The sequence below is a fragment of the Janthinobacterium sp. JF4 genome, assembly GCF_059617925.1.
Map to the genome: position 1 here is coordinate 99,554 of NZ_JCAQAV010000011.1, position 24,390 is coordinate 123,943.

Annotated in this window: 20 protein-coding genes and 1 rRNA gene; 12 read left to right on the forward strand and 9 right to left on the reverse strand. The window is 60.8% G+C overall.

Annotation, left to right across the window (positions count from 1 at the left end; all coding sequences use genetic code 11):
• Nucleotides 1-94: 94 nt before the first annotated feature.
• From AC54AF_RS11715 to AC54AF_RS11730, 4 genes are all read left to right on the forward strand, one after another.
• Nucleotides 95-2,443, forward strand: coding sequence for a Tex family protein (locus AC54AF_RS11715; protein ID WP_496636679.1), 2,349 nt, complete (start codon nt 95-97; stop codon nt 2,441-2,443).
• A 4-nt stretch (nt 2,444-2,447) separates the two neighbouring features.
• Nucleotides 2,448-2,918 (forward strand): GNAT family N-acetyltransferase, encoded by a 471-nt coding sequence (locus AC54AF_RS11720; RefSeq protein WP_496636680.1) that lies wholly within the window; start codon nt 2,448-2,450, stop codon nt 2,916-2,918.
• Between the two features lie 105 nt (nt 2,919-3,023).
• Nucleotides 3,024-3,335 carry a Grx4 family monothiol glutaredoxin gene (gene grxD, locus AC54AF_RS11725; protein ID WP_010402157.1) on the forward strand — a complete coding sequence of 104 codons (312 nt, stop codon included), beginning with the start codon at nt 3,024-3,026 and terminating at the stop codon, nt 3,333-3,335.
• A complete protein-coding gene (locus tag AC54AF_RS11730; protein WP_496636681.1) occupies nt 3,328-3,942 on the forward strand; it encodes a UbiX family flavin prenyltransferase in 615 nt (204 codons plus the stop codon). Before grxD ends, AC54AF_RS11730 begins: the two co-directional genes overlap by 8 nt.
• Before the next feature lie 149 nt (nt 3,943-4,091).
• Here AC54AF_RS11730 and AC54AF_RS11735 read toward each other — a convergent pair whose 3' ends face one another.
• Together AC54AF_RS11735 and AC54AF_RS11740 are read right to left on the reverse strand one after the other, a co-directional pair.
• Nucleotides 4,092-4,418 (reverse strand): hypothetical protein, encoded by a 327-nt coding sequence (locus tag AC54AF_RS11735; RefSeq protein ID WP_131689791.1) that lies wholly within the window; start codon nt 4,416-4,418, stop codon nt 4,092-4,094.
• A gap of 89 nt (nt 4,419-4,507) precedes the next feature.
• The gene (locus AC54AF_RS11740; RefSeq protein ID WP_034753756.1) at nt 4,508-4,915 is read right to left on the reverse strand and encodes a hypothetical protein; all 408 of its coding nucleotides are present in this window, start codon (nt 4,913-4,915) and stop codon (nt 4,508-4,510) included.
• 705 nt (nt 4,916-5,620) lie between these two features.
• On the opposite strand from AC54AF_RS11740, the gene AC54AF_RS11745 reads away from it, so the two are divergent.
• From AC54AF_RS11745 to AC54AF_RS11770, 6 genes are all read left to right on the forward strand, one after another.
• Nucleotides 5,621-6,025 (forward strand): MerR family transcriptional regulator, encoded by a 405-nt coding sequence (locus AC54AF_RS11745; protein ID WP_496636693.1) that lies wholly within the window; start codon nt 5,621-5,623, stop codon nt 6,023-6,025.
• Nucleotides 6,026-6,148: 123 nt separating this feature from the next.
• Nucleotides 6,149-7,333: an isovaleryl-CoA dehydrogenase gene (locus tag AC54AF_RS11750; RefSeq protein WP_496636682.1), complete on the forward strand. Its 1,185-nt coding sequence runs from the start codon at nt 6,149-6,151 to the stop codon at nt 7,331-7,333.
• 53 nt (nt 7,334-7,386) lie between these two features.
• Nucleotides 7,387-9,189, forward strand: a complete 1,803-nt coding sequence (gene aceK / locus AC54AF_RS11755) for a bifunctional isocitrate dehydrogenase kinase/phosphatase (RefSeq protein ID WP_496636683.1) — start codon at nt 7,387-7,389, stop codon at nt 9,187-9,189.
• Nucleotides 9,182-10,378 (forward strand): acetyl-CoA C-acyltransferase, encoded by a 1,197-nt coding sequence (locus AC54AF_RS11760; RefSeq protein WP_131689795.1) that lies wholly within the window; start codon nt 9,182-9,184, stop codon nt 10,376-10,378. Before aceK ends, AC54AF_RS11760 begins: the two co-directional genes overlap by 8 nt.
• Nucleotides 10,379-10,458: 80 nt before the next feature.
• Nucleotides 10,459-11,127, forward strand: coding sequence for an SDR family oxidoreductase (locus tag AC54AF_RS11765; RefSeq protein WP_496636684.1), 669 nt, complete (start codon nt 10,459-10,461; stop codon nt 11,125-11,127).
• 39 nt (nt 11,128-11,166) lie between these two features.
• A complete protein-coding gene (locus AC54AF_RS11770) occupies nt 11,167-12,294 on the forward strand; it encodes an acyl-CoA dehydrogenase family protein (protein ID WP_496636685.1) in 1,128 nt (375 codons plus the stop codon).
• Between the two features lie 398 nt (nt 12,295-12,692).
• On the opposite strand, the gene AC54AF_RS11775 is transcribed toward AC54AF_RS11770, so the two are convergent.
• The 4 genes from AC54AF_RS11775 to AC54AF_RS11790 all read right to left on the reverse strand — a co-directional run bounded on the left by AC54AF_RS11775 (nt 12,693) and on the right by AC54AF_RS11790 (nt 19,621).
• Complete coding sequence (locus tag AC54AF_RS11775) at nt 12,693-13,586, reverse strand: YihY/virulence factor BrkB family protein (protein WP_071074951.1); 894 nt, start codon at nt 13,584-13,586, stop codon at nt 12,693-12,695.
• Between the two features lie 87 nt (nt 13,587-13,673).
• The gene (locus AC54AF_RS11780) at nt 13,674-14,756 is read right to left on the reverse strand and encodes a S66 peptidase family protein (protein ID WP_496636686.1); all 1,083 of its coding nucleotides are present in this window, start codon (nt 14,754-14,756) and stop codon (nt 13,674-13,676) included.
• An 88-nt stretch (nt 14,757-14,844) separates the two neighbouring features.
• Nucleotides 14,845-17,598, reverse strand: a complete 2,754-nt coding sequence (locus AC54AF_RS11785) for a TonB-dependent receptor (RefSeq protein WP_496636687.1) — start codon at nt 17,596-17,598, stop codon at nt 14,845-14,847.
• A 217-nt stretch (nt 17,599-17,815) separates the two neighbouring features.
• Nucleotides 17,816-19,621 carry an ABC transporter substrate-binding protein gene (locus AC54AF_RS11790; protein ID WP_496636694.1) on the reverse strand — a complete coding sequence of 602 codons (1,806 nt, stop codon included), beginning with the start codon at nt 19,619-19,621 and terminating at the stop codon, nt 17,816-17,818.
• A 217-nt stretch (nt 19,622-19,838) separates the two neighbouring features.
• On the opposite strand from AC54AF_RS11790, the gene AC54AF_RS11795 reads away from it, so the two are divergent.
• Both AC54AF_RS11795 and dacB read left to right on the forward strand, forming a co-directional pair.
• On the forward strand, nt 19,839-21,077 hold the full coding sequence (locus AC54AF_RS11795) for a nucleoside recognition domain-containing protein (protein ID WP_034753725.1): 1,239 nt from the start codon (nt 19,839-19,841) through the stop codon (nt 21,075-21,077).
• An 8-nt stretch (nt 21,078-21,085) separates the two neighbouring features.
• On the forward strand, nt 21,086-22,588 hold the full coding sequence (dacB, locus tag AC54AF_RS11800) for a D-alanyl-D-alanine carboxypeptidase/D-alanyl-D-alanine endopeptidase (protein WP_496636688.1): 1,503 nt from the start codon (nt 21,086-21,088) through the stop codon (nt 22,586-22,588).
• A 6-nt stretch (nt 22,589-22,594) separates the two neighbouring features.
• On the opposite strand, the gene AC54AF_RS11805 is transcribed toward dacB, so the two are convergent.
• The 3 genes from AC54AF_RS11805 to rrf all read right to left on the reverse strand — a co-directional run bounded on the left by AC54AF_RS11805 (nt 22,595) and on the right by rrf (nt 24,238).
• Nucleotides 22,595-23,458 (reverse strand): CPBP family intramembrane glutamic endopeptidase, encoded by an 864-nt coding sequence (locus tag AC54AF_RS11805; protein ID WP_496636689.1) that lies wholly within the window; start codon nt 23,456-23,458, stop codon nt 22,595-22,597.
• An 18-nt stretch (nt 23,459-23,476) separates the two neighbouring features.
• A complete protein-coding gene (locus AC54AF_RS11810; protein ID WP_496636690.1) occupies nt 23,477-23,950 on the reverse strand; it encodes a MarR family winged helix-turn-helix transcriptional regulator in 474 nt (157 codons plus the stop codon).
• Between the two features lie 175 nt (nt 23,951-24,125).
• Nucleotides 24,126-24,238: ribosomal RNA gene (gene rrf, locus AC54AF_RS11815) — 5S ribosomal RNA — on the reverse strand.
• Nucleotides 24,239-24,390: the final 152 nt, after the last annotated feature.

Here is a 24,390-nt window from a genome sequence, read left to right on the forward strand (position 1 = left end):
AGCCGTTGTCAACGCACAGTCCATTTGCGCTGTCAAGATTGCGCAATCGCGCCGATTGCGTATCATTCCAGGCTTGATCGCTCTGGAAACAACCATGCTGCCCACTATCGAACAACGCCTTGCCCTTGAACTTGCCGCCAAACCGGTGCAGGTTGCCGCCGCCATCGAACTGCTCGACGAAGGCGCCACCGTGCCCTTCATCGCCCGTTACCGCAAGGAAGCGACCGGCGGCCTCGACGATATCCAGTTGCGCCTGCTCGAAGAGCGTTTGCGCTACCTGCGCGAACTGGAAGAGCGGCGCGCCGCCATCGTGGCGTCGATCACGGAACAGAACAAGATGACGCCCGAGCTGCTCGACGCCGTCATGCACGCGGAAGACAAGACGCGCCTGGAAGATTTGTATCTGCCGTACAAGCAAAAGCGCCGCACGAAGGCGCAGATCGCCATCGAAGCGGGCCTGATGCCGCTGGCCGACGGTTTGCTGGACAATCCCGAACTGACGCCGGAAATGGAAGCGGGCAAGTTCCTGCGCGACGCGTTTACGAGTGCCGACGGCAACAACCCGGGCGTGCTTGACACCAAGGCGGCCCTCGACGGCGCGCGCCAGATTCTGATGGAACGTTTCGCCGAAGACGCAACGTTGCTGCAAACCTTGCGCGAGTACGTGCAGGAACACGGCATTGTCGAATCGAAAGTGGTGGAAGGCAAGCAGGACGAAGGCGAAAAATTCGCCGATTATTTCGACTACTCGGAAACCATTTCCACCGTCCCCTCGCACCGCGCGCTGGCCCTGCTGCGCGGCCGCCGCGAAGGCATCCTCGACGTCACCCTGCGCCTGGACACGGAAGCGGAAAAACCGAAATGGGATGCGCCGCACAATCCGTGCGAAGGCCGCATCGCCGCCCGCTTCGGCATCAAGGGCCTCGGCCGTCCAGCCGACAAATGGTTGCTTGATACGGCGCGCTGGACCTGGCGCGTAAAAAGCTTCATGCACCTGGAAACGGAACTGATGGGTGCGCTGCGCGAACGCTCGGAACTCGACGCCATCAATGTCTTCGCCACCAATCTGAAAGCGCTGCTGCTGGCCGCGCCGGCCGGCCAGCGCGCCACCATGGGTCTCGATCCTGGCTTGCGCACGGGCGTGAAAGTGGCCGTCGTCGATGCCACCGGTAAAGTGGTCGACACGGCCGTGATCTACCCGCACCAGCCGAAGAACGACTGGGATGGCTCGCTGCACACCCTGGGCCGCCTGGCCGCCAAGCACAATGTGTCGCTCATTTCCATCGGCAACGGCACGGCGTCGCGCGAGACCGATAAACTGGCGCAGGATTTGATCAAGCAGCATCCGGAAGCGAAGATGACGAAGATCGTCGTCTCGGAAGCGGGCGCATCGGTGTATTCGGCGTCCGAATTCGCCTCGAAAGAGTTGCCGGACATGGATGTATCCCTGCGCGGCGCCGTGTCGATCGCGCGCCGCCTGCAAGACCCGCTGGCCGAACTGGTCAAGATCGATCCGAAATCGATCGGCGTGGGCCAGTACCAGCATGACGTGAGCCAAAGCCAGCTGGCCCGCTCGCTCGATGCCGTGGTGGAGGATTGCGTGAACGCCGTCGGCGTGGACGTGAACACGGCCTCGGCGCCGCTGCTGGCGCGCGTGTCCGGCCTGTCGGCCAGCGTGGCGCAAAGCATCGTCACCTACCGCGACATGAAGGGCGCGTTCACCTCGCGCGCAGCCTTGAAAGCCGTGCCGCGCCTGGGCGATAAAACGTTCGAACAGGCGGCCGGCTTCTTGCGCGTGATGGGCGGCGAGAACCCGCTGGACGCCTCGGCCGTCCACCCGGAATCGTACCCGCTGGTGGAAAAGATCCTGGCCGACATCAAGAAGGACATCAAGGCCGTCATCGGCGAAACGGCCCTGCTGAAAACCTTGAGCCCGGCAAAGTACGCGGATGAGACGTTTGGCGTGCCGACCATTTCCGACATCCTGAAGGAACTGGAAAAGCCGGGCCGCGACCCGCGTCCTGAATTTACCACCGCCACCTTCAAGGAAGGCGTGGAAGAAATCCGCGACTTGCGCCCGGACATGATCCTTGAGGGCGTGGTCACCAACGTGGCCGCCTTTGGCGCTTTTGTCGACATCGGCGTGCATCAGGATGGCCTCGTGCACATTTCCGCCCTGTCGAACACGTTCGTGAAAGACCCGCACACGGTGGTCAAAGCTGGGCAAGTGGTGCGCGTGAAAGTGCTGGAAGTCGATGAAAAGCGCAAGCGCATCGCGCTGACCATGCGTTTGACGGACAGCGCGCCGCAGGCGGGCAGCAAACCGGAGCAAAAAGGCGACCGCAACGACCGCCGCAGCATGGCGCAGCACCAGTCGCAGTCGCGCAATGCGCCTGAACCGGCCGGCAGCATGGCCGCCGCGTTCGCCAAGCTGCGCGGTTAAGTCCGTGGCCGCCAGGCAGGACCTTGTCATCCTGGCGGTGGACGCCGCCAGCGCCGATGCGCAGTTATTGCTCGACGAATTGTCGGACGTGCTGTTGCGCCTGAATGGCGACAGTGGCCGTTCTTCCTTCGATGTCGAGGCGGCAACGCCGCGCGGCGGCTTTTATATTGCCCGCGACGGCACCGGTGAACTGCTGGGCTGCGCCGCCTTGCGGCCGCTGGGCGAGCCGGACAGCGCCACGGCAGAACTCAAGCGCATGTATGCGCGCCCGGGTTCTGTCGGCGTGGGCGCGGCTCTGCTGGCCCATGTGGAGGCGCAGGCGCGCCGGCATGGCTACCGGGCCGTGCACCTGTCCACCCGCGTGGCAAATAGCCGCGCCGTGGCGTTCTATGCCAAGCACGGCTATGCGCCCGTCATTGCCTGGGGCAAATACGTGGGCACGGCACAATCGGTGTGCATGGGCAAACAGTTATAAGCGACAACGTGGCTGACTTGCCCGATTTATGACTTGAGCGCATACCCGTGCCGTCGTTTTCTTATAAAATGACGGCATCTATTTATTTACCCATCAGAGGCAGCTATGAGCGACGTACAAACCTGGATCAAAGAAACCGTGACGAGCACGCCAGTCGTGCTGTTCATGAAGGGCACGGCCCAGTTCCCGCAGTGCGGCTTTTCCGGCCGCGCCATCCAGATCCTGAAAGCATGCGGCGTGGAAAACATCGCCACCGTCAACGTGCTGGATGACCCGGAAGTGCGCCAGGGCATCAAGGATTACTCGAACTGGCCGACCATTCCGCAGTTGTATGTCAAAGGCGAGTTCATCGGTGGTTCCGATATCATGAATGAAATGTTTGAATCGGGCGAACTGAAGTCCCTGCTGGATGCCTGATAGCCAGCTTGTGCGGCCGCGCCGTATCGTCGTGGCCATCACGGGCGCCACGGGCGCCGTGTATGGCTTGCGGCTGCTGCAATTGCTGGTCGCCACTCCCGGCGTCGAGACGCATCTGGTCTTGTCGGATGCGGCCGTACTGACCCTGCACCAGGAAACGGGTGTGGGGCGCAAGGACATCGAAGCGCAGGCGCACGTGGTGCACAAGCTGCGCGACATCGGCGCGAGCATCGCCAGCGGCTCGTTTCAATCGGATGGCATGGTCGTCGCACCGTGCTCGATGAAGACCCTGGCGGCCGTGGCGCATGGCTTGTCGGATAATTTGATTACGCGGGCCGCCGATGTGGTGCTCAAGGAGCGCCGCCGCCTGATCCTGATGGTGCGCGAAACGCCGTTCAACCTGGCGCACCTGCGCAATATGACCGCCGTGACCGAAATGGGCGGCATCATCTTCCCGCCATTACCGAGCTTCTATCACCACCCGCAAAGCATTGCGGAGATGGTCGACCATACGGTGGCGCGCGTCATCGACCTGCTCGGCATCGAGCACGCCCTGGCGCCGCGCTGGAATGGTTTGAAAACCCCAGATCCATCAACAACAAACTGAAAAACTACTGAAAACTACGCACGTCACGATGCCTGACAAAAGCGTAGCGAGCGGAAGGAAGAGGTGGTCGAGAAGCGCAACCGTGCTCTAGCACGGTGAGCATCGCAGACCGCCTATGCCGACGCGCAGTAGCTTAGCTCAGGCATCCATCACCGTTTTTCGAACTGAACGGCACTGGCCTGCTTCAAATCCCTGGCTTCTTCAACCATCCTGCGGTGGGCGATCCGTTTGCGCATCACTTCCGCATGTTGCGCGGCAGTCATGGGGGGCACGGTCATCAAGTCCTTCAGCTGCGCGGTATTGCTGTAGTTACTTTTCATAAGACGGCTCAAATGCTCGGCTCCGTAGTGGATGAACTGGCTGCTTCTGATGTGATTATGCGCTGGTATTGGCCGCTGCGCCGCTGCGTGCGGGATTATTGTCAAATAATTCCGCTGCAGCGCAACATGCGAGGTCTTATTGTGCGGCAAAATCATGTCTCCAGTATGACGCTGCGCAAATAAAAGGACAGGGGAAGCGCCGTCGGCGAAAGGCGGACGGCGCCGGCCGGGGATGGCCTGAATGCTTACTTTTGGTAGTTGACTCTGACCAGCATGCGAATAAATTCTCGCGCGATTTGACGATGATGTTCATCCAATCTTTGCAAATCGGCAATTAATTTCACATCAGCGGACTCAAAACGCGACAAAGCGCTACCCGCTTCGCCATTCGGCGTGGCGCTTTCCGGACCGCCAAAACGCAACCATTCCGCCGGGACGCCCAACCATTGGGCAATCATGCGCAATTTCTCTTGCGTAGGAATTGCTTCACCTACTAACCATTTCCTAGCTGCATGCACGGTAATCGGGCGCCCGTCGAAACGGATATTGAATTCCCGGGCCAGTCTGGTCGGGCTGTCTGGAGAATAATGGGCGTTTTTGAGAGCCAACTGAAGTCGCTGGCTGAAGCTTTCGCGTTCGTTAGAAGAATTCATAGGTGTACTATTTCATGTTGTAACATGAAAGTCAGTTTCTTGAATGACCATACAGATTGTTACATTTGAAAAAAGTATCAATTAACAATTAACACTCCTGCCGACCTTTTCAGGTGAAAATGTAGGCCGAATTTTCTCTTGTGATTCTGTGTGGCTTCGGGTCAGATTCGCGGCTAGCCTTGATTTTCGCACTGCAGCACGATTCAAAGCCTCGGTTTGGCATTACAACGTACGGTATCGGATAATGCCCTCCTCTACCGAGACGCGCAATGCCCATGTCATACAATTTCTTGTAGACAAAGTTTTCAGAAGGGCCATTTTGTTTCCAACATGGAAACGATATGAACAACATACTCACAGTGCAACGTTGTTCTTTGATCGTGTCGGCTGGAAAGAATCTGTGCCCAAAAATTTTACTGCCATTGCAGCGAAAAGAATGTCGCTGTTATGCCAGGAAAGCTCTTTTTGGTGTCATCTTGGCCACCAACTCTCGATCTTAAGCGCGTTTGCGCAAGAAGAATCAATTTATTTTCAGCAATTGTTGCCTTATTCGCCAAATTCCCCCATTCACGCCTTTCTTTGTTGCAGCACGGGCAGGGCACGCTACAATAGTATTGACGTTGACGTAAACGGCACTTTGCCATCATTGCCTCGCAGCACCCACCCAGCTACCGACCACCCATGCAACCGACACCGCCCGCAGCAATGACGACCTATACCATTACCGAACTGGCGCGGGAATTCGACATCACGGCGCGCGCCATCCGTTTCTATGAAGACCAGGGCTTGCTCAGCCCGAAACGCGAAGGCGCCGGGGGGCGCAGCCGCGTCTACACGCCGCGCGATCGCACCCGCTTGAAACTGACCCTGCGCGGCAAGCGCCTGGGCCTGGCGCTGTCGGAGATCAAGAGCCTGGTTGACATGTACGAGTCGCCGAAGGACACGCGTGCGCAGATGGACCGCTTCCTGGGCGTGCTGGCGCAGCACCGGCAGACGCTGGAGCAGCAGCGCATCGATATCGAAATGGCGCTGGCGGAAATCAGCGCGCATGAAGACGCGTGCGCGCGCATGCTGGCGGACTTGAACCTTGATCAGGCGCACACAAACTAGGCAGGCACGCGGCGCACGGCTGCCGCGCGCGTCACTTGACGTTTACGTAAACGTCACAACTGAGTATCATAGCTTCACTGACCCGGCATCCATGACCGCCACACTTATAACGACGAGGACGACATGCTCCATCTTCCAGGCTTGACCTTTGACCACGGCGACGACATCGCCTCCTTGCGCGAAGCGATCCAACAATTTGCCGCCGCCGAAATCGCGCCGCGCGCGGCCGAAATCGACCGCACCGACCAGTTCCCCATGGACCTGTGGCGCAAGATGGGCGACATGGGCTTGCTCGGCATCACCGTCAGCGAAGAATACGGCGGCGCCGGCATGGGTTACCTGGCGCATATCATCGCCATGGAAGAGATCTCGCGCGCCTCGGCCTCCGTCGGCCTGTCCTACGGCGCCCACTCGAACCTGTGCGTGAACCAGATCAAGCGCAACGGCACGGCCGAGCAAAAAGCCAAATACCTGCAGAAACTGATCACAGGCGAGCACATCGGCGCGCTGGCCATGTCGGAACCGAACGCGGGCTCGGACGTCGTCAGCATGAAGCTGCGCGCCGACTTCAAGGGCGACCGCTGGGTCTTGAACGGCACCAAGATGTGGATCACCAACGGCCCCGACGCGGACGTGCTGGTGGTGTACGCGAAAAACGACCTGGAAGCGGGCGCGCGCGGGATGACGGCGTTCCTGATCGAAAAGAATTTCAAGGGCTTTTCCATCGCGCAAAAGCTCGACAAGCTGGGCATGCGCGGCTCGCACACGGGGGAACTGGTGTTCCAGGATTGCGAAGTACCGGCCGAAAACGTACTGGGCGGCCTGGGCAAGGGCGTCAACGTGCTGATGTCGGGCCTCGATTTCGAGCGCACCGTGCTGTCCGGCGGCCCGCTGGGCATCATGCAGGCCTGCATGGACCTGGTCGTGCCTTATGTGCATGACCGCAAGCAGTTCGGCCAGGCCATCGGCGAATTCCAGTTGATGCAGGGCAAACTGGCCGATATGTATTCGACCATGATGGCGTGCAAGGCCTATGTGTATGCCGTGGGCCAGGCCTGCGACCGCGCCACCACGCCGGAAGCCGTGCGCCAGTTGCGCAAGGACGCGGCCGGGGCGATTCTGTATAGTGCGGAGAAGGCGACCTGGATGGCGGGCGAAGCGATCCAGGCCCTGGGCGGCAACGGCTACATCAATGAGTATCCGGCCGGCCGCCTGTGGCGCGATGCCAAGCTGTACGAAATCGGCGCCGGGACCAGCGAAATCCGCCGCATGCTGATAGGCCGCGAACTGTTTGCGGAAACCAAGTAAGCACGGGCGCGCGACGATCGACTGGGTGATGAGCCATTCATGCGAGCACAGATATGACGCACATTGCCTTCCCCAAATTGCTCTCTTCGCAGATTGCATTCGATATCGCGCGCACCATCCGCGACGGCTTCGACAAGCATTACCGCCTGTTCCGCGCCACCAGCCAGCAAGCCAAGCAGTATTTCGAGCAAGGCGCCTGGGCTGCGGCGCAAACGGCGGCCCGCGAGCGCATCGACTTTTACGACAAGCGCGTGCAGGAATGCGTGCAGATGCTCGAAGATGAGTACGAAGAGTCGGAGTTAAGCGACGAAGTGTGGCGCGAACTCAAGCTGCACTACATCGGCATGCTGACGGAACACAAGCAGCCGGAACTGGCGGAAACCTTCTTCAATTCCGTCTGCTGCAACATCCTGCACCGCACGTATTTCAATAACGACTATATTTTCGTGCGTCCCGTCGTTTCCACGGAATACATCGAGACGCAAGACCCGGTGCCCACCTACCGCGTGTATTACCCGGGCCAGGACGGCTTGCGCCGCACCCTGACGCGCATGGTGAACAACTTCCAGCTGGACTGCGCATTTGCCAGCCTGGAACGCGACGTGGCCCAGGTGGAAGCGCGCCTGCAGCAACTGTTCGGCGCCGACCGGCTGGAACCGAACCACCAGCTCCAGGTCTTGACCAGTTTGTTCTACCGCAACAAGGGCGCCTATCTTGTCGGCAAGGGCATCAACGGCAACCGCGAATACCCGTTCGTCGTGCCCATCCTGCACAACCGGCACGGCAAGCTGGTACTCGACACGGTGCTGTTCGAGCAGCAACAGATTGCCGTGCTGTTTTCGTTTACGCGCGCGTATTTCCTGGTGGATATGGAAGTGCCGTCGGCCTATGTGCAATTCCTGCGCAGCTTGCTGCCACGCAAACCGCGCAGCGAAATCTATACGATACTGGGCCTGCAAAAACAGGGCAAGACGCTGTTTTACCGCGACTACCTGCAGCACCTGAAACACTCGTCGGACCACTTCGAAAGCGCGCCCGGCATCCGCGGCCTGGTGATGCTGGTGTTTGCCCTGCCGTCGTTTCCATATGTCTTCAAGGTCATCAAGGATTTTTTCCCGCCGCCCAAGGAAACCACGCGCGCGCAAGTCCAGCAAAAGTATTTGCTGGTGAAACACCACGACAGGGTGGGCCGCATGGCCGATACGCTCGAATATTCCAATGTGGCCTTTCCCCGCGCCCGTTTTGCCGCGGAACTGCTGGCCGAGCTGAAACAGTTCGCCCCCTCGCTGATCGAAGAAGACCAGGAGCAGATCATCATCCGCCACCTGTACATCGAGCGGCGCATGGTGCCGCTGAACATGTGGCTGAGCAATGCCGAAAAGGAAGGCCGCGATGACCTGGTCGAACACGCCATCATCGAGTACGGCAACGCCATCAAGGAACTGGTGGCGGCGAATATCTTTCCGGGCGACATGCTGTATAAAAACTTTGGCGTGACCCGTCATCAGCGTGTCGTATTTTACGATTACGATGAAATCGAGTACATCACCGATTGCCAGTTCCGCGTCATTCCCCAGGCGCGCACGGAGGAGGAGGAAATGTCGGCCGAACCGTGGTATCCCATCGGCAAGCACGATGTGTTTCCCGAACAATTCGGCACCTTCCTGCTGGGCAATCCCCGCATCCGCCGCTATTTCATGCAGCACCATGCCGACCTGCTGACGGCGCAATATTGGCAGGCGCGCAAGCAGCGCATCCTCGACGGCCATATCGAGGACGTCTTCCCGTACCCGCAGCACCTGCGTTTTTGTATGCAGTCACCTTCCCACCCCCAACCGGAGATCCAACATGAATGATCCAGTCGTAATCGTCGGTGCCGCGCGCACCCCCATGGGCGCCTTCCAGGGCGATTTTTCCAACGTCACCGCCAGCGACCTGGGCGCCGTGGCCATTCGCGCCGCCGTGGAACGGGCCGGCGTGGCGCCGGATGCCGTTGAACACGTGTTTTTCGGCAATTGCCTGATGGCCGGCCAGGGCCAGGCGCCCGCCCGCCAAGCCTTGCGCAAGGCTGGCTTGCCCGATTCCACGGGCGCCGTGACCTTGTCGAAAATGTGCGGCTCGGCCATGCAGACGACCATGTTCGCGCATGACACCTTGCTCGCCGGCAGCGCCGACGTGGTGGTGGCGGGCGGCATGGAATCGATGACCAACGCCCCCTACCTGGTGCCGAAGGCGCGCGGCGGCTACCGCATCGGCCACGGCATGATCTATGACCACATGATGATGGATGGCCTGGAAGACGCCTACAGCCGCGATGAAAAGGGCAATGCACGCTCGATGGGCACGTTTGCCGAAGAGTGCGCCAGCCAGTACGGCTTCACGCGCGAAGCGCAGGATGCGTTCGCCATCGAGTCCGTCAAACGCGCGCAAGCGGCCACCAAGGATGGCAGTTTCGCATGGGAAATCGTGCCCGTGACCGTTTCCGGCCGCGGCGGCGACACCATCGTCAGCATCGATGAAGGCCCGCAAAAGGCCCGCCTGGAAAAAATCCCGACCTTGAAAGCCGCCTTCAAGAAGGACGGCACCATCACGGCCGCCTCGTCTTCCTCGATCAACGATGGCGCGGCAGCCCTGGTGCTGATGCGCGAGTCGATGGCGAAAAAACTCGGCTGCACCGTCATCGCGAAAATCCACGGCCACGCCACGCATGCGCAGGCACCGAACGAATTCACCACGGCCCCCATCGGCGCGGTGAAAAAGCTGTACGCCAAGACGGGCTGGAGCAGCAGCAATGTGGACTTGTTCGAGATCAATGAAGCGTTCGCGGCCGTGCCCATGGCCGCCATGCACGACCTCGACATTCCGCACAGCAAGATCAACATCCACGGCGGCGCGTGCGCGCTGGGCCACCCGATCGGCGCCTCGGGCGCGCGCATCATCGTCACCCTGCTGGGTGCCTTGAAAAAAACCGGCGGCAAGCGCGGCGTGGCAGCCCTGTGCATCGGCGGCGGCGAAGCGACGGCGATGGCGATCGAACTGGTATAAGCTGCACTGAAGCACGGGCGCGCGCGGCGTGGACACGTTCGCTGCGCGCCTTTTCATTGGATGAACCCGGGAGAAAACTCATGCCAACCGCATTGATCATCGGCGCCTCGCGCGGCATCGGCCACGCCATCGTCCGTCAATACCGCCACGATGGCTGGCGCGTGATCGCCACGGCGCGCACACAAGACGCTTGCGACGCCCTCAGGCAGCTGGGCGCCGAAGCGCACCAGCTCGACGTGACGGACGTGGGCGGCTGTGCCGGCCTGGGCTGGAAGCTCGACGATGAAAAGCTCGACGTGGCCATCCTCAACGCGGGCGTGTATGGCCCCCGTCACGACGGTTCCCCCACGCAAGAAGATTTCGACGCCGTCATGCACACGAACGTGCTGGCGGCCATGCGGCTGCTGCCGCTCCTCGCGCCGCTGGTGGCCCATGCCAAAGGGAAACTGGCCGTGCTGTCCTCGCACATGGGCTCCCTGAGCGAACGGGGCAACCCCAGCGGTTCGCTGTACCGCGCCAGCAAGGCCGCCCTGAATTCCGTGCTGATCGACACTAGCCTCGTGCATGGCCCGCGAGGCGTCAGCTGCGTCGCGTTCCACCCGGGCTGGGTACGCACGGACATGGGCGGCGCCGGCGCCGATATTTCGCCCGAGGAAAGCGCTGCCGGCATCCGCGCCACCCTGGCCAGCCTGCCGGCCACGGACAAGGCCGTGTTCCGCAACTACGATGGCAAGCCCATCGGCTGGTAATTCCCGCATCCACCATAAAAACAAACGAGACGACGTCCCATGATACTCAATGAAGAACAGACCATGATCCAGGAAGCGCTGCGCAGTTTTTCGCGCGAGCGCCTGGCGCCCAACGCGGCCCGCTGGGACAAGGAACACCATTTTCCGAAGGAAGAATTGCAGGAACTGGCCGCGCTGGGCGCCTTTGGCGTGGCCGTGCCGGAAGCACTCGGTGGCGCCGGCCTCGACTATGTATCGCTGGCCCTGGTGCTGGAAGAAATCGCCGCCGGCGATGGCGGCACCTCGACCATCATTTCCGTCAACAATTGCCCCGTGTGCAGCATCGCCATGATGTACGCGAATGACGCGCAACAGGAACAGTGGCTGCGCCCGCTGGCGCAAGGCGCCATGCTGGGGGCGTTTTGCCTGACGGAACCGCACACGGGCAGCGACGCGTCGGCCCTGCGCACCACGGCCACGCGCGACGGCAATGACTACGTCATCAATGGCACGAAGCAATTCATTACCAGCGGCAAGTATGCGGACGTGGCCATCGTCATGGCCGTCACCGACAAGGCGGCCGGCAAGCGCGGCATCAGCGCCTTCTGGGTACCGACGAACACGCCAGGCTACATCGTGGCGGGACTGGAACAGAAGATGGGCCAGCATTCGTCGGACACGGCGCAAATCCTGTTCGACAACTGCCGCATCCCGGCGGAAAATTTAATAGGCGAAGAAGGACAAGGCTACAAGATCGCCCTGTCCGGCCTGGAAGGCGGACGCATCGGCATCGCTTCGCAAGCCGTGGGCATGGCGCGCGCCGCGTACGAAGCAGCCCTGCAGTACGCACGCGAGCGCGAAAGTTTCGGTAAACCCATCTACGAACACCAGGCCGTGCAATTCCGCCTGGCCGACATGGCCACGCAGATCGAAGCAGCGCGCCAGCTGATCCGCCACGCGGCGGCCATGAAGGATGCGGGCCTGCCGTGCCTGAAGGAAGCGGCCATGGCCAAGCTGTTTGCGTCGGAAATGGCGGAAAAAGTGTGCTCGGACGCCATCCAGGTGCACGGCGGCTACGGTTACGTGTCCGATTTCCCCGTCGAGCGCATCTACCGCGACGTGCGCGTGTGCCAGATTTATGAGGGGACCAGCGATATCCAGAAGATTTTGATTGCGCGGGCGTTGTAAATGCTGGGGTCAGACCCCCACATGCGCTGGCGCGGAGCTTTGCGTTAGCGGTGTTGTGGGTCTGACCCCATACGCCAACTATGGACGAAAAAAAGCCCGCTAAAACGCGGGCTTGTTCCAATGTATTACCAATGCTTTAATCGTGTCATGGACGCCAGTGCTATCTGCAAAGTGCCTCCTGATTTTCGGACTCCCATGCTATCTGCATGGTGACTCCAAGGTGTAAATCGACCATCGTATCCGGAATTACAAAATCCACTCTTCGCGCTGTCACGCCATCGACATTACACCTGTCGGTCGCCGCGCTGAAACTGGATGGTGAGATAATTTGCTGCCAAATCTCAATCACTGAACGAAGTATAACACAGCATTTTGTGCGATGCAACAACCTTTTTAAATCAAGTCCTTAGCGCCAACGGCTTGTCCTCTTCACCGCCACGGGCCACTCTTTCGTATTCGGAAATCACTTGCGCGCCCAGCAGCAGCAGGGTCGCGCCGATTTCCAGACTGAACATGACGACGATGGCCGTCGTCATCGAGCCATACACGACGTTGACCTGCGACAAGGTGGAAAAATACCAGACCAGCACATGGCGGGCGATTTCCCACAGCAGGGCCGCCGTCACGCCGCCGATCAGCGCATGCGTAATCGACAATCTTCCGACCGGCATGACCAGGTAGATCGAACTGAGCACGAGGATTTCGCCCCCCAGCCCCAGCAAATACAGCAGCACGCCGGACACGCCTTCCAGGCCCCAGTCGTGGCGCAAGAAGCGCACGCTTTCCTCGCCCATCACCTGCAAGCCACCCGCCACCAGGGTGATCAGCAAAATACCGATGCCCAGGCACAGGATGTAGCAGTACGGCAGCACGGCGGAAATGAGGAAATGGCGGCGGCGGATGGCCACGCGGTGGATGAAAATCACGCTCATGGCGTTTTCCAGCACGGTAAACGCCAGCGAACTGAAAAACAGCATGGTCAGCAGCAGCAGCCAGCCGATCACGCCCCGGTTGTCGAGAAAATGCGCAATCTCGCCCACGATGGCTTTCGATTGCCCCGGCACCAGCCATTCCAGGTAATGGCCTATGGTTTGCAGCAATTCGTCCTGCGCGATCACGTGCGACAGGGCCACCACCACCAGCATCAGCAGGGGCACGATGGAGAGCAGCGAGTAATATGCGACGGCGCCCGCCAGCAGCAAGCCCTGGTTGGCGCGGAAACCCTTCAGCACCTGCAGCACGAAGGCCAGCGGATGGCTGAGGATGTAGGTACTGGCGTGGCGGTTGATCATGTCGGAAACGGTGAAGAAGGCGGCGCGGCCTCGTGCCACGCCTGCAATCACACTAGCATACTGACAATCGCCCCGCTGCACCGTGCGCTAGCAGACGGCCGGCTCCAACAAGGTCAAGGTTTGCCGGTCCGCATCCAGGGTCGCCAATATGCCCATCGGTAGCGTGAACTGGTGGCGGATGTGGCCGAATGAGTAGCCGCTGACGGCCGGCACGCGCAAAGGCTGCAAATGCTGGTCCAGGGTGGCATCGAGGGTCAGCGCAGTATCGCCCTCGGCCGCCTCGCAATGCTCGAAGATGCCCAGCATCAAGGCCGCCGCCTGCTTGAAGCCCACGGACAGGTCGAGCTGGCACAGCATGCGGTCGATGCGGTACGGCACTTCGTTGATTTCTTCGAGGAAAAGGATGCTTTCGCGGAAATCGGCCGCATACGGTGTGCCAGCCAGCGCGCTGACCATGCACAGGTTGCCACCCGTCAAGCGTCCCGTCGCCTGGCCGCCGTGCACGGTGCGGATGGCGAAGTTCGGCTGCGTCTGCGCGCGGCGGTGATTCTCCAGCGCCATCGGGATCGTGTAATTGTCTTGCGGCGTCATCAGCACGTTGTGCAGCTGCGTCACCGTGTAGTCGGAAAACGTGGACGAGGCCACTGGCCCGTGGAACGTCACCAGGCCCGTCTGGCGGCCGATGGCCAGGTGCAGGGCCGTGATGTCGGAATAGCCGATCAGCACTTTCGGGTTGGCGCGGATCAAGGCATAGTCGAGCAGCGCCAGCAGGGAAATGCAGCCGGAGCCGCCGCGGATGGCCCAAATCGCCTTGACTTCCGGGTCGGCGAAGGCCGCATGCAGATCGTCGAGGCGCTGCTGCACCGTGCCCGCATAGTTGCCGTGCACGGCGCGGATATTCGCGCCCAGGCTGGCGCGCAGTCCCAGCGATGCGATATTGCGCTGGGCCTTGGCGATGGCGTCCTCATCCGTAAAACCGCCCGGTGCGATGATGGCGACCAGGTCGCCTTCGCGCAGACGCGCCGGTTTGATCAATGCGTGTTGCTGCTGTTGCATGCGTTTGCCCTTCCCTTGCGCGGCCGCCGCCCACGCCGGTGTGCCTGCCGCCCCCAAAGTGGCGGCCAGCAAGCCGCCGAAGCGACGCCGGCTGAGATTGGTCTGACTGGACATGCGGCCCTTTCCTGAAATAAAAACGGCGACGCCAGGCGCCGCCGCACGAGGTTAGCACGCCAGCGGGATCGCCGCCGGCAGCGCTGCCTTACATGAACTTGTACTTCAGCTGGAACGACAGCGAACGGCCGCGTGGATCGGCCACGCGCGGGTCCCAGCCGGCGCCCACCACTTCATCCACGTTGTGCGCGGTGAACGGTGGATCGCGGTCGAACAGGTTCTGGATGCCCACGGTAATCGTCGTATTTTTGAAGCCCGTGTACGTGCCCGACAAGTTATACGTGGTGTAGCTGGACACATCCGGCTTGAAGCCCGGTGGCGGCGCGCCTTTGCCATTATTCGGTACCTGGTCTTTGTAGCCTGACGAAAAACTCTGGATCAGCAAGCCGCTCCAGTCGCCGCGCGACACGCCGAAGCTGGCATTGTGTTTCCAGCGCAGGTACAGATCGCGCGTATAAAACTTGCCGACCAGTTCCTGGTATTCCTGGCCTTGATATTCGGCAAACTTGAAGCTGTCCATATACGTGCCGTCCAGGGTCGCCGTCCATTTCGCGTCCTGGATCTTGCCTTCGCCGCGCAAGCCCACGTCGAGGCCGCGCACGCGGCTGCCTGCCGCATTGATCCAGCCCGCCTGCACGTACTCGATGGTGCCGTCCGGATTGCGGTGGATGTACTGGTTCAGCGCCTGGTAATTGGACAGCACGATTTGCGGCGTGCGGTTCAGGATGCGGTCCTTGGTGTTGATGGCCCAGTAGTCGAACGAGGCGGAATAGCCCTTGACCGGCTCGATGACAAAACCGACGCTGCCCTGCTTCGACGTTTCCGGCTTCAGATTCGTGTTGCCGCCCGTCCTGTAGTCGAGGCGGTCGATGGCGCAGTACTCGGGCACGCCAGGATGCTTGGCGCAGCCTTCCTGGTCGACCACGCCGTTTGGCAGTTCCTGGCTCAGCGAACCGGAATACAGCTGCTGGAAGCTCGGCGCGAGGAAACCCTTGCTGGCCGAACCACGGAACAGCAGGAAGTCGGTCGGCTGGTAGCGGAAGGCCACTTTCGGATTCGTCGTCGCGCCCACCAGGCTGTAATCGTCGCGGCGGATGGCCAGCTGCATTTCCAGGTCCTTCGTCACCGGTACCAGCAACTCGGCATACACGGCCTTGACGGTACGGCTGGCATCTTTTAATGCGGCATTGCCTGGCGACAGCAAAATCTGCGTGGCATCGACATCTTGCGCAAAGCTGTAACCTTCGCGGCGCAAGTCAAAACCGGCCGCCATGGCCAGCGCACCGGCCGGCAGCTGGAACAGCTCGCCCGAAACGGCACCGTCGATCTGCGTCAGGGTCGTCTTGCCGTGCTGGAAGTCGCCACGGAACTTGGTCGATTCGATCAATTGCTTGGCCGCTTCCGTCTGGCTCTGGCCGGCGCCCACCCACGGATCGATGATGCCGCTGGCCAGCGCCGCGTACAGCTTGTCCGTGTAGGAATAGCCATCCGTCAGCTTGGTCTTGGTGCTGCTTTCTGCGCGCGAAATGCCGGCCTTGTAATCCCACTTGCCAAAGTTGCCTTCAAAACCCACCAGCACGCGGGCATTGTCGGTGGTGTTTTCCTGCGTGCGGTTGCCCACGTCATTCGCGCGCCATTTGTAGGAAATCGGCTTGGTCTTGTCAAACGTTGGGATGTAGGCCGACAGGTCCTGGTAATACGCGCCGCCGACCGGATACAAATTCTTGTTGGCGACGGTCGCCTGCACCTGCATCGGCGTCAAAATCGCCGTGGCCTTGGTGCGCGAACCGAGCACTTCGACAAACATGCGGTGGTCGGGCGCCAGCTGGAAGGTGCCGCGCGACAGCAGATTGGCCCGCTCGACAGGGAATTGCAGCACATAGTCGGCGCCATAATCGTACGCGCAGGAATACGTGGTGCGCAGCGGCGAGGTCACGTCTTTCCACAGCGCCGTCTGGTACTGCGACATGCCGGCGATGCTGTCGCACTTGCCCTGGAAGCTCAGCGGATTGGCTTGCAGGTATTTGTTCGGATCGCCAGGCAGCTGGAACGAAGTGCCCAGCGCCGTGCCCGTGCCCGCCATCTGGTTGGCAAACGGCGTGCCCGTGGTATCGGGCGACAGGCCGCGGCCCGGCTGGTAGCCGTTGACGAAGGAGCGGTCGCGGCCGTTGAGCTGCTGCGCCTTGTCGACGGTCAGGCTGGCCATGATGTTGTAGCGGTCCTCCTCCAGCGAGCCGGTGCCGGCCAGGAGCGAGGCGCGGCGCGTGGCGCCGCCGCCTGCCTGCGTGTCGTTGGTGGAAACGGACGCTTCCACGCCGCTGTAATTGGTTTTCAGAATGAAATTGATCACGCCGCCGATGGCGTCCGTGCCGTAGATGGCCGAGGCGCCGTCCTTGAGGATTTCCACGCGTGAAATCGCGCCCAGCGGAATCGAGTTCAAGTCGACCGACTTGCCGCTGGCGCCGTGCGTGGCGATGCGGCGACCGTTCAACAGCACCAGGGTGCTCGACGGCCCCAAGCCGCGCAGCGAGGCAAACGAAGCGCCGCCGCTGACCCGGTCGGCATCGGCGCCAAACACGTTATTGCCCGAAGTCATGTTATCGGCGCCCGTGCCATTCGCCGACAGGGTGCGCACCAGTTGCTCGGTCGACGTGATGCCCTGCTTTTCGATCTGGTCAAACGTGATGACTTGCACCGGCAGCGCGCCTTCCTTGGCTACCCGCTTGATGCTGCTGCCCGTCACTTCGACCCGTTGCATCGCTGGTGCCGCCGCTTGCTGTGCCATCACCGGCCCCACCACCCCCATCAATGCCACCAACTGCGCTAGCTTCTTCAATTTCACAGGTCTTCTCCTTGTTGGGCAATCGAAACTTGAGTTCTCAAGTCAGGCTGTATAGACATGTCGCAACGTCTGTCTCACAGTACATTTTTTTATGACATTTGCGCATGACTTTATTTGTTTTCATTTTCAGAGTAGCGCGATGCATCCGGGCCCAGCCAATGAAAAATGCTTTCCTAACCATAACTTTTTGGAATGAATGCCCTTTTCAGCGACGTGGTCACTTGCCTGCGGGGCTAGCCCTGGTTTTATCCACGTCCAGATAGCGCCAGGACGTGAATTCCACGGGGTGGCGCCTGTAGTTTTTTAGCCACGGTTGCTGCAGGTCGGCAGAGATGGGATGCGTCAGCAACACCCACGGCGTGTAAGCGTGGATCAGCTGAAACAGGTCGAAGTACAGACTGCGTCGGCGCGGCGTATCGGATAGCAGGCGCGCCTCCTCATAGCGTTTATTGTAATCGGGCAAGTTGAAGCGGGCATAGTTGGCGCGGCCAACGTTGCCGCCATACAACAATTGCATAAAGTTATCGCCATCAGGGAAGTCGGCGATCCAGTTGGTCTCGAACATCTGCACCTTGCCCAGGCGCGAGGCCTTGATGATTTCCGTCTTCTTGTCGCTTTTAAATTCCACGCGCAGGCCGATGGCGTTCAGGTTGCGGCGCCACAATTCGTCGCGCAAGCGTCCCACTGTGCTCGGCTCCGTGTGCATGGTGAGCAGCAAGGGCGTGCCGTCCGGCTGAGTGCGGAAACCATCGTGACCCGCCTTGTAGCCAAAGCGGTCCAGCAAGGCACGCGCCAGCGCCGGATCATAGCCGACGGGGCTGCGGTAATGCCTGTCGTAACCGAGCACATTCGGCGGCAGCGGCGACTGGGCCGGCAAGGCCAGCCCCTTTTTCAGCAGCGCGATGTCTTCGCGGCTGTTGTAGCTGAGGGCGATGGCGCGCCGCAGGGCCAGCTTGTCCTTGCTCGTGCCGCCCAGCACGGGGTCGTCCATGTTCATCCACATGTAATACGTCTGCAGCACGGGAAAGCGCGTCAGCTGCAAGCCCTTGGCGGCCAGCGCCGGTTTCAGCGCGCCGTTTTCCAGCACCATGTCCGTCATCGATTCCGGCACTTGCTCCAGGTAATCGAACTCGCCTTTCAGAAAACCCAGCATGCGCGATTGATATTCCTCGACGATGCGCACCTCGATGCGCTCAACCAGGGGCAAGCGCTTGCCTTCCAGCGCGGTCGCGATGGCGCGCGCGTCCGGCGGCAAGGCGGCCAGCGCCTTGGCCTCGGTATGGAATACGGTGGCACGGAAAGTCGGATTGGCTTGCAGCACGATCTTATCGCTGCGTTTCCATTGCTGCACCAGGAACGGTCCCGTGCCCACGGGGTGATTGCCGATCTGCCCTGCCGCCGGGTACGCTTCGGCCACTTCGCGCGCCACCACACCGGTGGCCGGCATGGCCAGGTAAAACAGGAAGTTCGGATCGACGCCGTTCAGGCGGATGCGCAGGGTGTATTTGTCCAGCGCCTGCAAGCCGGCGATCGGCGTGTCGTAGCTGAATTTGGCTTTCAGGGCCGCATCACCGACCAGCTTGTCTTCCAGCAGGAACAACCACGGCGACTTCAGGGCGGGATCATACAGCCGCGTCAGACTGTAGACGTAATCCTGCGCCGTCACTTCGCGCGGCTTGCCCTTGAAGGCCGGATCGGGGGTGAAGAAAATACCGGGTTGGATCTGGAAGATATACGTGCGGCCGCCATCCTCGACTTTCGGCATGCCGCGCGCCGTATTGCCCTGCAGTTGCACCGGGCGCGCCAGGTAGTCATAGCGCAGCAGCGGGTCGAAGATGTTTTCCATCAAGTTCAGGCTGGCCAGGTCGGACGCCACGGCCGGGTCCAGACCCGTCTCACTGGTGCTGAGGAACAAATGTAAAGTCTTGCCGGCGCCGGCAGCATCGGCGGCGGCATGCGCGGGCGCAGTGAAAAGCGTCAACAGGGCCAGGCCGGCGGCGCAGGCAGTTTTGCGTAAAAACATCATCAGTGATCCAGTGCAGACAAAGGTAACAAACAGCGATAAGCGACAGGCATCCCCCACACTACGCGGGCAAGCTATGGGGCGCCAATGAAAACAGGCTGCCAGCTTATAACTTTTTGGCATGCGATTGCTGCATTCTTTCATCAACTCGTATCGGGCTGCCCCTATACTTTGTTTGCAGACATTTTTCACTCCCGACACACAAAACTGATCGCATATGGCACTTAATTACATCTGGTCCGGCTTTTTCCTCGTTGGCTTCCTGGCCGCAGTGCTGCAGTGGCTGTTTCTCGGCGATACCGATATCTTCAAGCGCATCATCGATGGCACGTTCGAAACGGCGCGCATGGGCGTGATGGATATCGCCCTGCCGCTGGCCGGCGTGATGACCTTGTGGCTGGGCATCATGAACATCGGCGAAAAGGCGGGCATCGTCGGCTGGCTGGCGAAAGTGATCGCACCCTTCTTTTCGCGCATCTTCCCGGAAATTCCGAAAGACCATCCCGCGACCGGCCACATGGTGATGAATTTCTCGGCCAACCTGCTGGGCCTGGACAATGCCGCCACGCCATTCGGCTTGAAAGCCATGGAAAGCCTGCAAACCTTGAACCCGAACAAGGAAGAGGCGACGAATGCGCAAATCATGTTTTTGGTGCTGCACACCTCGGGCCTGACCTTGATTCCGCTGGCCATCATGGCGCAGCGCTCCATCCTCGGCGCGGCCGACCCATCTGACATCTTCATCCCGTGCATGATCGCCACCTATGTGGCCACCATGGTCGGCATCATCACGGTGTCCATCAAGCAGCGCATCAACTTGCTCAACCGGGTCGTGCTGGGCTGGATGGGCGGCATGACGAGCGCCATCGTCGCCATGATCTGGTACTTCACGCAATACCTGACGAAGCAGGAAATCGAGCTGGTCTCCAAAGTGGTCAGCAACCTGGTGTTGATCAGTGTCATTGCCATTTTCATCATCGGCGCGCTGCGCAAGAAGGTCAACGTGTATGACGCCTTCATCGAGGGGGCGAAGGGCGGCATCCAGACCTCGATCACCGTGATTCCCTACCTGGTCGGCATGCTGGTGGCCATCAGCGTGATCCGCAACGCGGGCGTATTCAATTTCCTGATGAGCGGCATGAACTGGTTCTTCGCCAACCTGGGCATCAATACGGACTTCGTGCCCGCCTTGCCGACGGCCATGATGAAGCCGCTCAGCGGCTCCGGCTCGAAGGCCATGATGATCGACGCCATGAATACCTACGGCGTCGACTCCTTCGTCGGCCGCCTGGCCTGCGTCTTCCAGGGCTCGGCCGACACCACCTTCTATATCGTGGCCCTGTACTTCGGCTCGGTGGGCATCCGCAAGACGCGCTATGCGATCACGGCCGGCCTGATCGCGGATCTGGCTGGCGTGATCACCGCCGTCTTCGTCGCCTACGTCTTTTTCCACTAAGGAGCACCATGTTACGTCCTGTTCTGATGGCTGCGCTGTTGGCGGGTCTTGGCCTGTCCACGGCCCACGCGCAATTGCCCGAGTCCGTCAGCCTGCTGCTGCGCAGCGCGAATATCCCCGAAGACGCCATGGGCGCCATCGTCTTGCGCGGCAACACCACCGTGCTGTCGCATGGCGCCGAGCGCAGCATGCAGCCCGCGTCCACCATGAAGCTGGTGACGACGGCCGTGGGCCTGGAACAGCTGGGGCCCATCTTCCGCGGCCGCACGGAGTTGCGCACCAGCGCCGACGTCATCAATGGCGTACTGAAGGGCGACTTGATCCTGCGCGGCGGCGCCGACACGGATTTCAATGCGGATGTGCTGGAGCACATGCTGCAAACCCTGCGCAACCAGGGCATCGTGAAAATCAAGGGCGACCTGATCCTCGACCGCCAGTTGTTCCAGCCAGCTCGGCCCGACATCGGCACGCTGCCCTTCGACGAATCGGCCGAGTTCCGCTACAACGTCATCCCCGATGCGTTATTGCTGAACACCAATCTGCTCGATATCAACATGAACTCGACGGAGCGGAAATTGAGTATCCTGATGCAGCCGGCGCTCGAGAACGTCAGCATCACGAGCGACATGAAGCTCATCAAGGGCAGCTGCGCCCGATGGGAAGATGGCTGGCGCCCGCCCGAATACCGGCGCGATGCGAGCGGCAAGCTGCAGGTGATCCTGCACGGCACCTTCCCGCAAAATTGCAACAAGGCCACCAGCATCAACGTGCTCGACCGCAACGATTATGCGGACCGTTTGTTCCGTGCGACCTGGAAACGCCTGGGCGGCACGATCACGGGAACGGTGCGCGAAGCGCCGGCAACAGGCTTGCCGCCGACGGCCGAACCGGTCGGCACGCGCATGCTGGCCGACCACGTGGCGCGCGCCTTGCCGGAAGTGCTGCGCGATATCAACAAGACGTCGGATAACACCCTGGCCCGCACGCTGTTCCTCAGCCTGGGCAGCTTGCAAAGCGATGGCTGGCTCGGCAGCCGCCCCGTCGCCATGGCGGCGCCGGAAGACACAGCCAGCCGCGCGCGACTGGTCATCCAGGCATGGTTCCAGCGGCACAATATCGACACCCAGGGCATGCTGGTCGACAACGGTTCCGGCTTGTCGCGCACGGGACGCATTGCACCGGCGCAAATGGCTGGCGTCTTGCAGGCGATGCAGCAAAGTCCGTGGGCGCCCGAGTTCCAGTCCAGCCTGCCCATCGTGGCGCTGGACGGCACCATGCGCAAGCGCCTGCTGAACAGCCCGGCAGCGGCGCGCGCGCGCATCAAGACGGGAACGTTGAAGAATGTGGTCGCCATCGCCGGCTATGTCCCTGACGCCAACAACCAGCTATGCGTGGTGGTCGCCATGATCAATAGCGACCTGGTGGGTAACGGCAATGGCCGCGCGGCCGTCGATGCGCTGATCGAGTGGGTCGCCAGGAGCGGCGCCATGCCGGTAGTTGCCGGCCAGTAAGGCCGACTAGGCCCGCGGTGTGCGTGCTGCGCTGGCGAAAGCCCGGCGCAACACGTACGCGGCGGCGGCGCTGATCAGCAAAACGGTCACCAGCGAAGCTTCCACGCCGAAGGTACCGCCGGTCAGCATGGCACTACCAGCCACTTCGCCGCGCAGCAGGCCATCCGTGGCCGCATGGCCCGACACCGTCGAAGAGAATACCTGGCCGACGCAATAATTCCAGCCGATATGCGTGCCGATGCACACCCACAGCCGGCGCGTCTGCATGTACAGGGCCGCCTGCAACACGCCATACGCGACAAGCGCGATGATCGCCAGCAGCGAAAAGCCGGCATTGGGCAAATGGGCCAGGGCGAATAGCAGAGACGAGATCACGATGGCAGCCTTGTTGCCCAGCGCACGTGCCGTCACGCCAAAGAGTACCCCACGAAACATCATCTCCTCGGCTATGCCGACCAGCACCAGTTCGGCCAGCGGGAGCAGCAACAAGATGCTCAGGGGGTTGACGCCGCTAAACTGATACACACCCAGCGCAGCGAGCACGACAAAGGTGAGGACGACCATGCCGGCGCCGAACAGCAGTCCACGTCCCAGTTCACGCGCCATGCCGGGCATCGCCAGTTCCACCGGCTGGCGCTTTTCGATGTGGCGCACATAGAAACGGTAGCCGCACCATACCAGTACTGTCGCCAGCAATTGTGGCCACAGGATGCGGTAGGACTTGTCCACCAGCCTGGAAGCGATAATCATGGTCAAGGGCACCGCGGCAAAGGTGAGCACCATGCCCAGCACGACCTGCACCAATGGAGAGGCCATCAGGCGCACCAAAGGGGATTTTCTCGTTGCCATGTTCAGAGTGTTATCCGTCATCGCTTTCCTCATGGGTTGTCAGGGAGTGGTTGTTACTTTTTGGCTTGCATCGCGGATACGCTCGCCGAATGAACGCTGTTCCAGTATCGTGATGGCTTGCGCCAGGCATGTGGATAAAGGAAATGCCAGTTCCGCATCCAGGCTGTCGGCGGCACACTTGGTCGCCTGCCAGCAAGTCTGCAAATGGGGCAACAAGGCCTCGCCCTCGCGGCTCAGGCGTACCACGCGCTGGCGGCCATCCTCGCCACCGGCAGCCACCATCAGCAAGCCTTCCTTTTTCATCAATGCCACCGTTTGCGTGACGGCTGGCTGCGTGATGCCCGCCAGCTCGGCCAGCTGGCCGATGGTCGCGCTCTGCTGTTGCGCCAGCACCCGCATCACCGGCGTGTAGCGCGGCCGGTAATCGAGGCCCGCGTCCGCATAAGCCTGCTGGACGGCGCCGTCGAGCAGTTCAATCAGGTGGCGTAGTTGTGTTCCGAGTCCTTGTTTCATGTAGCGATAGTAGCAGAATTTATATAAGCACTTATATAAATATTGGAAGCTGTTGCATGTCATGCACAAGGTGTCAGGCGAGTGCCTGAAAATGGGAGGGGAGCGCTAAGGAATCGCCAGACGAAAAAAAACCCCACCATTGCTGGCGGGGTTTTTCTCTTACTGCGAATAACAAGCCTGACGATAACCTACTTTCACACTGGTTGCAGCACTATCATCGGCGCAAAGTTGTTTCACGGTCCTGTTCGGGATGGGAAGGGGTGGGACCAACTTGCTATGGTCATCAGGCATAACTTGTACTGGCGTTTGTCCTCAATGGAGCGACAAAGCCTGAATCTGGAAGAAGCAAAGATTGGGGTAATGAATTGGTGTATCAACACACACGCAACGTTGTACCGTCTCATCCTCTGTACCTGCTAAGGTTATAGGGACAAGCCGTA

Excerpts from the sequence above, each read along its gene's own strand:
- AC54AF_RS11715 (WP_496636679.1), top strand. The coding sequence starts at position 95 with ATGCTGCCCACTATCGAACAACGCCTTGCCCTTGAACTTGCCGCCAAA.
- grxD (WP_010402157.1), top strand. The coding sequence starts at position 3,024 with ATGAGCGACGTACAAACCTGGATCAAAGAAACCGTGACGAGCACGCCA.
- AC54AF_RS11730 (WP_496636681.1), top strand. The coding sequence starts at position 3,328 with ATGCCTGATAGCCAGCTTGTGCGGCCGCGCCGTATCGTCGTGGCCATC.
- AC54AF_RS11735 (WP_131689791.1), bottom strand. The coding sequence starts at position 4,418 with ATGATTTTGCCGCACAATAAGACCTCGCATGTTGCGCTGCAGCGGAAT.
- AC54AF_RS11740 (WP_034753756.1), bottom strand. The coding sequence starts at position 4,915 with ATGAATTCTTCTAACGAACGCGAAAGCTTCAGCCAGCGACTTCAGTTG.
- AC54AF_RS11745 (WP_496636693.1), top strand. The coding sequence starts at position 5,621 with ATGACGACCTATACCATTACCGAACTGGCGCGGGAATTCGACATCACG.
- AC54AF_RS11750 (WP_496636682.1), top strand. The coding sequence starts at position 6,149 with ATGCTCCATCTTCCAGGCTTGACCTTTGACCACGGCGACGACATCGCC.
- aceK (WP_496636683.1), top strand. The coding sequence starts at position 7,387 with ATGACGCACATTGCCTTCCCCAAATTGCTCTCTTCGCAGATTGCATTC.
- AC54AF_RS11760 (WP_131689795.1), top strand. The coding sequence starts at position 9,182 with ATGAATGATCCAGTCGTAATCGTCGGTGCCGCGCGCACCCCCATGGGC.
- AC54AF_RS11765 (WP_496636684.1), top strand. The coding sequence starts at position 10,459 with ATGCCAACCGCATTGATCATCGGCGCCTCGCGCGGCATCGGCCACGCC.
- AC54AF_RS11770 (WP_496636685.1), top strand. The coding sequence starts at position 11,167 with ATGATACTCAATGAAGAACAGACCATGATCCAGGAAGCGCTGCGCAGT.
- AC54AF_RS11775 (WP_071074951.1), bottom strand. The coding sequence starts at position 13,586 with ATGATCAACCGCCACGCCAGTACCTACATCCTCAGCCATCCGCTGGCC.
- AC54AF_RS11780 (WP_496636686.1), bottom strand. The coding sequence starts at position 14,756 with ATGTCCAGTCAGACCAATCTCAGCCGGCGTCGCTTCGGCGGCTTGCTG.
- AC54AF_RS11790 (WP_496636694.1), bottom strand. The coding sequence starts at position 19,621 with ATGTTTTTACGCAAAACTGCCTGCGCCGCCGGCCTGGCCCTGTTGACG.
- AC54AF_RS11795 (WP_034753725.1), top strand. The coding sequence starts at position 19,839 with ATGGCACTTAATTACATCTGGTCCGGCTTTTTCCTCGTTGGCTTCCTG.
- dacB (WP_496636688.1), top strand. The coding sequence starts at position 21,086 with ATGTTACGTCCTGTTCTGATGGCTGCGCTGTTGGCGGGTCTTGGCCTG.
- AC54AF_RS11805 (WP_496636689.1), bottom strand. The coding sequence starts at position 23,458 with ATGACGGATAACACTCTGAACATGGCAACGAGAAAATCCCCTTTGGTG.
- AC54AF_RS11810 (WP_496636690.1), bottom strand. The coding sequence starts at position 23,950 with ATGAAACAAGGACTCGGAACACAACTACGCCACCTGATTGAACTGCTC.